We start from the raw sequence: 9,546 nt of genomic DNA, 5'->3' as shown, positions 1-9,546 counted from the left end.
GGCTGGGGCAGCCGGGCTTTGACGGCTGCCCCAGCCGCCCAAATCCCGACCGCCATCTTCTCACGCACCGCCGCAGACCACCCTCCCGACCCGCTCCCCATACTCCCGCCCCCCGTGCGGGGGGTCCGGGGGGATCATCCCCCCGGCGGGTTCGGGCAGAGCCCGATCTTCATCCTCCCCTCTCCTGCCTACGCTCCCTAAATATCCTCTATGCCCCCTTGGGCGCCTCGCTCTTCGGGCAGGTTGCGCGCAGATGGCAGACGGCGCAGCCGCCGGCGTAAGGATCGTGGGTCATGACGGCGAACTGGACGCTGACGTTGCCGGTTTCGTTCCAGACCAGCCCCAGGCGTTCCATGCGGCGTTTGAGGTCGCGATCCGGGGTTGGCAGCGGCGCGCAGGCTCCGGCTTCGATTTCCGGCACCTGCTCGCCGGCAGCGGCCATGACCATGGACACGGCGAGGTTATGCAGGGCGAAGCCTTCGGTGGGCGAGCGGGCCCAGGCTTCTTCGACGAGTCCTTCGGCGGCCGGTTCCAGGAAAAAGAGCGCCACGCCACGTTTGGAGCCGGATTCGGCGAAACGGTATCCTTTGAGGTGCTCCTTGAAGGCGTCCCAATGCTCTTCGCACAGGTCGATGACATGTTGTTCGACTTTGGGAGTTCCGGCCACGCGCAGGTAGAGGAACAAGTCGAATTCTGGATTGGGGGACAGTTTTTCTGCGTTGAGCTTGCCCAAGACATCCTCCCGAAACGGTTTTGCCCGGGTGTAGCCCAGGCCGGGTCCGACCTCAAGGCCGCTTCGGCCCAATGCCGTTGTGGGACGCAAAAAAACTATCTCGGATTGTTGCGAAGGCGTGCGATTCAGGGTACAGGTTGAAATCATCCGGTCTCTGTCCGCGTTTAACTTCTTTTTTCCGACTGCAACTAAGACGTTGTAGTGTTTACCAATATCTGGAGGAGCGGAAGACAGCCCTGCTTGTTCGGCCTGATCGACCGTATTTTCGACACTTCAGCAAGAGGAGCTGACATGCCGTCACAACTGCGGTTATCCACAAAACTGATCATGGCCTTCGGACTGCTTATCATCATCCAGATAGCAGGTAATTGTATCTCACTGGTGATGCTTGGAAAAATTGACACATCAGTCACAGATCTTGAATCGAACTGGCTGCCAAGCATTGATGCTATTGCTGTAATGGACAGACAATTCCAGACATTTCGTAGGAACGAATTGATACACGTTCTCTCCACTGATGATGCGGCAATGAAGAACTACGATGAAAGGCTTGCTAAAAGCTTTACAGATCTGAACAAAGCAACAAACACATATGAAAAGCTGATCAGCTCACCAGAAGAGCGCCAGACTTTTCAACGCTTTCAAAATAACATCGACAAATACATGGTTGTTTCCAAGAATGTCCTCAATCTTTCCAGAACCAACCAGAAAGATGAAGCCAAAAAGTTGGTGCAGGAAGAATCACGGACTCTCTTCTATGCTGCTTCTGAAGAGCTGGCAAAGCTTGTACTCATCAACAAAAAAGGCGGCGATGATTCAGCCACGCAAGGTCGTACTGCCTACCAAAATGGGAAAACGATCGTTCTTTCCATCCTTATCGCAGCAACGCTCCTTGGCGTTACTGTTTGCCTGATCATTATCCGGGGTGTGAACAAACAGCTTGGCGAAGATCCCGGCTATCTCCACGATATTGCCAGCCGCATAGCGGCCGGAGAAATGGATCTACGGTTCAAGGAGCATACCGGCGAAGGCGGCGTGTTCGCCGTGCTCAAGCTGATGGTGGCCAATCTCAAGCAGAAAATTGCGGAAGCCAACGCCACCTCGGCCCAGGCCGACGCTGAGGCCCAAAAAGCCCGCGACGCCACCCTGGAAGCCCAGGCCGCCAAAACCGAGGCTGAAAACGCCAAGGCCCAAGGCATGCTCCAGGCTGCCGACCGGCTCTCGTCAGTGGTGCACGTCGTCTCCTCGGCTTCGGAACAGCTTTCGGCCCAGATCGAGCAATCGACCCAGGGCGCGGAACATCAATCCCAGCGCCTGTCCGAAACGGCCACAGCCATGGAAGAGATGAACGCCACCGTGCTGGAAGTGGCCAGAAACGCCTCCCAGGCCACGGATACTGCGGAAAAGGCCAAGGACAAGGCCCAGGAAGGGGCGGAAATCGTGAACAAGGTGGTCGGCGGCATTGGACAAGTCCAGAGCCAGTCTCTGGAGCTCAAATCCGACATGACCGTACTCGGCAAGCAGGCCGAAGACATCGGCCAGATCATGAACGTCATTTCCGATATTGCCGACCAGACCAATCTTTTGGCGCTCAATGCCGCCATCGAAGCCGCCCGTGCCGGCGAGGCCGGACGCGGGTTTGCCGTGGTGGCCGACGAGGTGCGCAAACTGGCTGAAAAGACCATGACCGCCACCAAGGAAGTGGGCGACGCCATCCAGCAGATTCAACACGGCACCCGCAAAAACATCGACAATGTGGACCGGACATTTAAAACCATCGAGGATGCCACCGCCATGGCCAAGGCTTCCGGCGAAGCCCTTTCCGAGATTGTGCGCTTCGTGGATTTGAGCACCGATCAGGTCCGGGCCATCGCCACGGCTTCCGAAGAGCAGTCTTCGGCCAGTGAAGAGATCAACCGCTCGGTGGAAGAGGTCAACCGCATCGCCGCCGAAACCATGGACGCCCTGCGCCAATCGGCCCAGGCCGTGTCCGAGCTGGCCCAGCAGGCCCAGGAACTCGGGACCATGGTCCAGGAGATGCAGGATGGCGGCGGCACGGGCAGCGCCCGGGCAGCCCTGCCCGCCAGCCGGACACGCCGCGCCCTACGCTAAAACCCCACCTCTCACGCAGCAGGCAAAACGGGAGGCGTGATCCTCCCGTTTTGCCCAAATGACAAATTCGTCAAAGCAAACAACGCGGCATCGTTAGCACTTTTTTCGAGGGTGACAACAAACCCCGCGCTGTGTAGAAACTGGCCTTTGGCGTCGGCAGCGCAAGCCGCCCGGAGCGCCCCGCAACCTCGGATCGGCCAACCATCGCAGACTGCGCAGGCCCATATTCCCTTCACGACTCTACCAATCAAGGAGCCGCCATGAGCGCCACCCAAGCCCCCACCGGGGCCATCTTGCAACGCGACCAGCAGACCTACGCCATTGTCCCCCGCACCCCTGTGGGGCTTATTTCCCCGGAAGTCCTGGAAGCGCTGAACCTCGTCGTTAAAAAATACGCCATCCCCATCGTCAAGATCACCTCTGGCCAGCGCCTGGCTCTGGTCGGCATCAAGCCCGAAGATGTGGACGCCATCTGGAAGGATCTCGGCACGGACGTGGGACAGGCCATGGAGCTGTGCGTCCATTTCGTCCAGGCCTGTCCGGGCACCAGCGTGTGCAAGTTCGGTGTCCAGGATTCCCTGGGGCTGGGCCTGGAGATGGAAAAGCTCTTTGTCGGGCGCGATCTGCCGGGCAAATTCAAATTGTCGGTGTCGGGCTGTCCGTTCTGCTGTTCGGAGAGCTTTGTGCGCGACCTGGGCGTACTCGGCAAAAAGTCCGGCTGGACAGTCATTTTCGGCGGCCATCCCGGTGCCCGGCCGCGCATCGGCGACGTGGTGGCCGAGGATCTGACCCGGGAGCAAGTCATCGAGCTGTCGGAAAAGCTCATCAGCTACTACGCCGCCAACGCCAAGAAGCGCGAGCGCGCCGCCCGGTTTGTCGAGCGCCTGGGTATTGAGGCCATCAAGCAGGCTGTGCTGGGCTAAGCGAGCCGTTTAAATGATGCAAACCGCCCCGGTCGCACACGGACCGGGGCGGTTTTATAATTAGGGCAGGGACTCTGGCAGCATGGCAAGAAAAAGAGACTCCATGAAGCGGCTTTGGTCGCAAGAGCAAGCAAAGCGCGCGTATCAGGAATATAAAAAAACAAATCTTCCAGGAACATTTCAATAGGAGCGTTGTGTTTGCCAACCACTGGCAAAAGACCACTCCATCACCCTTGGCAACCGAAAGGAACCTGTCGTGCCAACAACTAAGAGTCCATTTGAAGATATTCCCGAACTCTGTGCTCCAGAAGATATCACTGCCTGGCTTGAAGAAAAGGTGCAGTGCGTACAGGCACTCAAAATCGATACACCGGATACTGTCGAAACATTTTCACTCACGTTTAAAGACGACACACCGGAAGGAGTGTCCCGAGACGCAAAGGATCTCAACAAATTTACACTGGCCGTCGTATTGGCTGACTGGTCATGCTATGCTGACCAGGAGAATCGAGAAGAGTATTCCTATTTAAAGAGCGTTTTCGCCGTATGTCCACGGGGATTCCGACTTTGGCTGGCACGCTTGGATGGCACGTGCCTGCCCATTGGCTACACCGGGTTCCATCCTATTTCAAAAGACACGTTCGCTCGGATACAAAATGCTCCTCAGAGCATCACAAACCGAAAGCAGATAACGCCAGAACCAGAATCGCATGCTGCAAAAAAATATTATTACATATATAACATCGGTATTATAAAGCAATTTCAGAGATCGTCGGTGAGCAAACGGCTGGTACAAGCCTTTGCCAAGGATCTCGCCTCGGTTAACGCCTACGGCTTGGCTGCCATTGTTGTTTCACCGGATGGACAGCGCGTCATTGAAAAATTTGGTTTGCACCAAACAGGCGTCATAACCCACGACGGGCACAGCGAAATGGCATTTGCATCAGAAAGCATCGGGTGAATTTGACACTAAGATCCCCTAAAACTTCTCCAGTTGCAGGGGTCCGGGGGGATCATCCCCCCGGCCGCCGGAGGCACTCTTCCCTCTTCCCTCAAATCTATTCCCAGGCGGGCGGCAGGCTGACGACGCGGGCGTAGGCCTCGGCCACGATGCGGGCGGTTTTTTCCCAGGAAAAAAGCCCGGCCCGGGTCAGCGCCCGCTGGCGCAGGCTGTCGCGCAGGGAGGTGTGGCCGGTCAGGGTCGCCATGGCCGATGCCAGTCCGGCCACATCCAGGGGATCGACCTGGATGGCCGCGTCGCCGGCCACTTCCGGCAGCGAGGTGGCATTGGAACAGATGACCGCCGCGCCCAGACTCATGGCCTCCAGCACCGGCAGGCCGAACCCCTCGAACAGCGACGGATAGAGAAAGGCATGGCACGAGGCGTAAAGCCAGGCCAGTTCGGCGTCGGACACATAGCCGGTAAAGCGCAAATGCTCGGCAATGCCCAGTTCTTCCACGGTGCGGGCCACGTCGTCCATGAGCCAGCCTTTGCCGCCGGCCAGCACCAGCGGCATGGTCCCGCCGGTGTCGCGCCGCCAGGCGGCATAGGCGGCAAAGAGGCGCTCATGGTTCTTGCGCGGCTCGATGGTGCCCACGCACAGCCAGAAGTCACCCGATCCGATGTCGCCCAAGGCCGCCGGCTTCTCCTGCAGCGACTGCGGCCCGAACCGGCTGGCCAGAGGGGCCACAACCGTCCTGTTTTTCGGGTAATTCGGAAAAACACTCAAGTAATGGTTGAGGGAATATTCCGAGATGGCCACCAGATAATCGGCGCTGGTCGCCGCGCGGAACACCCCGTCAAAGCAGCCGGTGCGGTTGCCTTCGGTGGTCCAGGCCGGTTCGATGAGAAACGACAGGTCGTAGAGCGTATAGACCAGACGCGCCCGGGTCAGGCCGCTTGGACAGAAGAAATTGTTGGCGTGGACAATGTCGGGGTTGCCCAACCGAGCCTCGAAGTCTGCGGGTGGGTGGCGGAAAAAGCGTTTCTGATCCCAAAAGCGGCGAAAGGTCGGCCCCGGGTGAAAACGGCGGCCGGCCGGCCGGGAGCAGGCCTTGGGCTGGGGTTCGCGAAAAAAATCCCCAAAGGCCGGATAGAGGACGTATTCGTTACTCGTCTCAAGGTCGGCCAGGACGGCCAGCAGCCCGGCCGCGAAATAGCCGCAGCCGGCCTTGCCGGCCCCGGTCTGGGACACGTCGAAACCGATCTTCATGCCGCGTCGCCTCCCGGCCGGATAAGTCCGCGCGTAAGCCAGGAGGCCGTGGTGCGCAGCACCGTTGGCGACAGATTCCTGTTCCAACGCAAGGAGGCCTGCCAGGAGGCCAGGGCCACGGCCGGCGTAAAGAGCGCGCTGCCGTCGGCCACCTGCCACTGCTCGCGCACCAGGGCGTGGGCGTAATTATAGAGCCAGCGGTCCGGCACCCGGCCAAAGGTGTGCCGCATCATGTCGTTTATTTCGCTATGCACGGTCAGCTTGGCCCCGGACGTCTTGGTCTGGGGATAAAACCGCGAACCGGCGAGCTTTTGCGGCAGATAGCGAAACACTGCCCCGCCCTTGGCCAGACGCAGCCAGAATTCGTAATCCAGGGTATACTGCCAGCGCAGATCAAGCGCCCCGAACCGATCAACCACCCGTCGCCGAAAAAAGGCCGCCGGCTGGCACAGGATGCAGCGCCCCTTGAGCCGTTTGAGGTCAAAGGGTTCGGCCGGATAGTCTTCGAGGAAGACGTCGTTCTCGTCAATGTGGTCGGCGTCGCCGTAAACAACATCCACTTCAGGGTTCTTCTCAAAAACATCAAGCACTGCTTGAAGGGTCCCGGGCGTGTAGACATCGTCGGAATTCAGCCAGGCGATGATCTCCCCCGACGTTGCCGCGATGCCTTTGTTCACGGCATCAGGCTGGCCCTTGTCGGGCTCGGAGCGATAAGACAGCCGGTCGCCGTAGCTTTGCAGGACAGCCACGGTCTCGTCCGTGCTGCCGCCGTCCATGACCACATATTCCAGGTCGGCTACGCCCTGGGACAGGACGCTGTCGATGGTGCGGCCAATGAAACGCCCCTGGTTATAGGACGGTGTGACTGCCGCAACGGTGAGCCTAGCCACGGCGCGCCTGCCCATCATAGCGCAGATCAACATCGCGCTCGCCGTCGGTGAGCCGCAGTTCCTCGCAACGCGCCGACAGCCGCCGCCGGTCGGCCCCCGGCCCCTGGTTCTCGCCGCGCCGCGCCCCGTCCAGGACAAATTCCACGCAGCCGCCAACCGCTGCCAGATCGGGCGAAAGCGCGACCGTGCGGCCAGGAGCGAGGGTGACCGGTTTGCCGACGGTGCGGCCGTTGACCAGGGTGGTGATGGTCACGCGCCCGGCCGGTGCCCCGGCCGGCAGGGAAAACTGCGCCCGCAACCATTGGCGATGGGCCGCCGGACCGTAGGCCACAAAAAGCCGCCCGCCGCACCAGCCGTCGGCAAAAAGCCCGCGCACCGCTGTGCTCTGGGACACCGGCCGGGCCAGCACATCCTCAAACACTGCCAAGTATTTCCGCGCCATATCTTGCGGCCCGCCAAAATGGGCCAGACGCTGCCGGCCCTTGGCCACAAGCTCCCCGGCCAATTCCGGTTCGTCCACCAGCCGCGCGATGGCCGCTGCCATGTCGTCCGGTCGGCGCGGGTCGAACGGGAGAACCGCATCGCCGCCGACCTCGGGCAGACTGGTGACGTCGGCACACAGGATTGGCGTGCCAACGGCCATGGCCTCCACCAGCGGCATGCCGAACCCCTCGAAGAGCGAGGGGAAAATGAGCGCCCTGGCCCCGGTCATAAGAGCCGAAAGATCGTCGTCGGACACATAGCCGGCAAAGATCACCCGCTCGGAAAGCCCCAGCCGGGCAGCAGCCTGGCCAAGCTCCTGGCGAAGGCCGGTGTCGGCCCCGGTCAACACCAGTTTCAGCCCGCTTTCCGGCCGGGCCGCCGCAAACAGGCCCAAGGCTGTTAACAGCATACGGTGGTTTTTATGCGGCCAATAGTTGGCCGGATACAGCAGATACTCGGCCTGGCCCAGGTGCAGGCGGGCGCGCACAGCGGCCACGGCCGCAGGATCGGTACGGGTCAACCGGCGCGGCAGGGAGATATGCACCGTGGCCGTCCGGCCGGGTGGGACGTTGCCCTGCTCCAGCACGGTCTGGCGGGTGAATTCCGAAATGCACACCAGCCGTTCAGCCACCCGGGCGGCACACTGGAAATTGCGCTCCCGGCCGGCTTCGTCGTCGGGGGTAAAAAACTGCGGGTAATACGCGTATTGCAGATCGTAGATAACCGAGACGACCGGCACGGCCGGGTGGTGGAAAAAGGGCATGGTGAAGGGACAAAAGAGCAGATCGACCCTCGTTCCCTGCCAGTGGGACAGCCCGCGCAGCCGGCCCAGCCCCGAGGCCCGCGCCCGCACGACATTGGGCGCGTCCAGATGGGCCAGTTCGTCATACGCCGCGTCGGAAACAAGGCACACAAAGCGCCAGTCCGGCCGCAGTTCCCGCAGGGCGTGCAGCAGCAGGATGGTCATGAGCTTGGCCCCGCCGTTGTCGCCACCGGGCAACACCGGCGTCAGATCGACCAGGATCAGGGCCTGCCGCGCCACGTTGCCGGCAGGGGGAACCCGTCGGCCGCGTTCTTTGAGCACATACTTAACGGCCTTGTTCCACAGCCAGGTCGCCCGTCCGACGCGCGCCAGCACTTTGTTAGCCAGTAGCGGCAGCCGGCCCTCGGCGACCCAGCCCGAAGCCATTTCCCGGACAACGCCTTCCAGACCACCGATAATCGGTGCGTCCTGGCCGGCAAGGCGCGCCGCCATGGCCTCGGCCGTCTCGGCGCGCTCGGCCAGATCGAGCATGGCCAGGGCCATGCGGCCGTCCGGGGTGGCGCAAAGCGCCTTTTCCACCGCCGACGCATCGTGGTCAGCCAGCTCAGTACGGCTGGCGGCAAAAAACATGTCATAGGGGAAAACCGCTTGGCCAAAACGGCATTCACCAAAGCCGGCTGCGGCAAAAAGCGCCTGCACCGCCGCTTCACTGTAAAGATACAAATGCTCCGCCGGCAGCAACATACGCAAAAAGGGATGGGCCTCGGCCGTTAACCGCTCATAGGTTACGCCAGTCGGCAGGGACGGCGTCTGGACCAGCACTACCCCGTCCGGGGCCAATAACCGAGCCACTCGGCGCAGCAGCCCCACCGGATCGGGCAGATGTTCCAGCACGTCCATGAGCACCACGGCAGACAACGAGCCCGGCGCAATGTTTTGCTCCTCCAACGGCCCGGCCAGCACCTCGACGCCAAACGTTCGGCTGGCCAAGGCAGCGACCGAGGCATCCAACTCCAGCCCCCTGGCCCGGAACCCGGCCCGGTTGAGCAGCGCCGTGAACCCGCCGTGGGCGCAACCCAGCTCCAGCACGTCGCCGGGCGGCAGGCAGGCCCGCAAAAAAAACCGCAGCCAGGCCACGCACCGCTCCGGCATATCCCGGCGCGCCCGGACCTCGATGGACGGCTGGCCCAGGTCGGTCTCCTGATGGCCATACCAATAGTCCCGGCCGTAGCCCTCGCCGTCCTCCTGGCGTGACACCAACGTGCCACAAGCCGGACACAGCATGTACGCCTCGCTAAACGGCTCCAACCCGCCCGTCCCGCACCAACATTGTCGCATATAAAAGGCTCCTTGGGGAGCTAGAGGCGAAGGACTGGGGGAGGAAACCCCTTTTTGAAAAAAGGGGTTTCCTCCCCCAGACCCCCACCTT

7 protein-coding genes are annotated in these 9,546 nt (G+C 61.2%); 3 read left to right on the top strand and 4 right to left on the bottom strand.

What is annotated here, in order from left to right:
- Positions 1 to 208: 208 nt before the first annotated feature.
- Positions 209 to 733 carry a hypothetical protein gene (locus tag GTA51_RS19520; RefSeq protein WP_160964108.1) on the bottom strand — a complete coding sequence of 175 codons (525 nt, stop codon included), beginning with the start codon at positions 731 to 733 and terminating at the stop codon, positions 209 to 211.
- 291 nt (positions 734 to 1,024) lie between these two features.
- Between GTA51_RS19520 and GTA51_RS19515 the strand changes: the two genes are divergently transcribed.
- From GTA51_RS19515 to GTA51_RS19505, 3 genes are all read left to right on the top strand, one after another.
- Positions 1,025 to 2,845 carry a methyl-accepting chemotaxis protein gene (locus GTA51_RS19515; protein WP_160964106.1) on the top strand — a complete coding sequence of 607 codons (1,821 nt, stop codon included), beginning with the start codon at positions 1,025 to 1,027 and terminating at the stop codon, positions 2,843 to 2,845.
- Positions 2,846 to 3,105: 260 nt separating this feature from the next.
- On the top strand, positions 3,106 to 3,768 hold the full coding sequence (locus tag GTA51_RS19510; protein WP_160964104.1) for a ferredoxin-like domain-containing protein: 663 nt from the start codon (positions 3,106 to 3,108) through the stop codon (positions 3,766 to 3,768).
- A 256-nt stretch (positions 3,769 to 4,024) separates the two neighbouring features.
- Positions 4,025 to 4,729 (top strand): GNAT family N-acetyltransferase, encoded by a 705-nt coding sequence (locus GTA51_RS19505; protein ID WP_160964102.1) that lies wholly within the window; start codon positions 4,025 to 4,027, stop codon positions 4,727 to 4,729.
- 97 nt (positions 4,730 to 4,826) lie between these two features.
- Here GTA51_RS19505 and GTA51_RS19500 read toward each other — a convergent pair whose 3' ends face one another.
- The 3 genes from GTA51_RS19500 to GTA51_RS19490 are packed head-to-tail and all read right to left on the bottom strand — an operon-like array spanning position 4,827 to position 9,455.
- Positions 4,827 to 5,981: a glycosyltransferase family 4 protein gene (locus GTA51_RS19500; RefSeq protein WP_160964100.1), complete on the bottom strand. Its 1,155-nt coding sequence runs from the start codon at positions 5,979 to 5,981 to the stop codon at positions 4,827 to 4,829.
- The gene (locus tag GTA51_RS19495; RefSeq protein WP_246198247.1) at positions 5,978 to 6,904 is read right to left on the bottom strand and encodes a glycosyltransferase family 2 protein; all 927 of its coding nucleotides are present in this window, start codon (positions 6,902 to 6,904) and stop codon (positions 5,978 to 5,980) included. Before GTA51_RS19495 ends, GTA51_RS19500 begins: the two co-directional genes overlap by 4 nt.
- Positions 6,864 to 9,455: a glycosyltransferase gene (locus GTA51_RS19490; RefSeq protein WP_160964098.1), complete on the bottom strand. Its 2,592-nt coding sequence runs from the start codon at positions 9,453 to 9,455 to the stop codon at positions 6,864 to 6,866. The genes GTA51_RS19495 and GTA51_RS19490 overlap by 41 nt, the downstream gene beginning before the upstream one ends.
- Positions 9,456 to 9,546 lie beyond the last annotated feature (91 nt).

Origin of the sequence: Solidesulfovibrio aerotolerans (assembly GCF_009856865.1) — a bacterium.
Taxonomy (GTDB): Bacteria; Desulfobacterota; Desulfovibrionia; order Desulfovibrionales; family Desulfovibrionaceae; genus Solidesulfovibrio; species Solidesulfovibrio aerotolerans.
The sequence above is the reverse complement of the archived record's forward strand: the minus strand, read 5'-3'. Positions and strand labels throughout refer to the sequence as shown.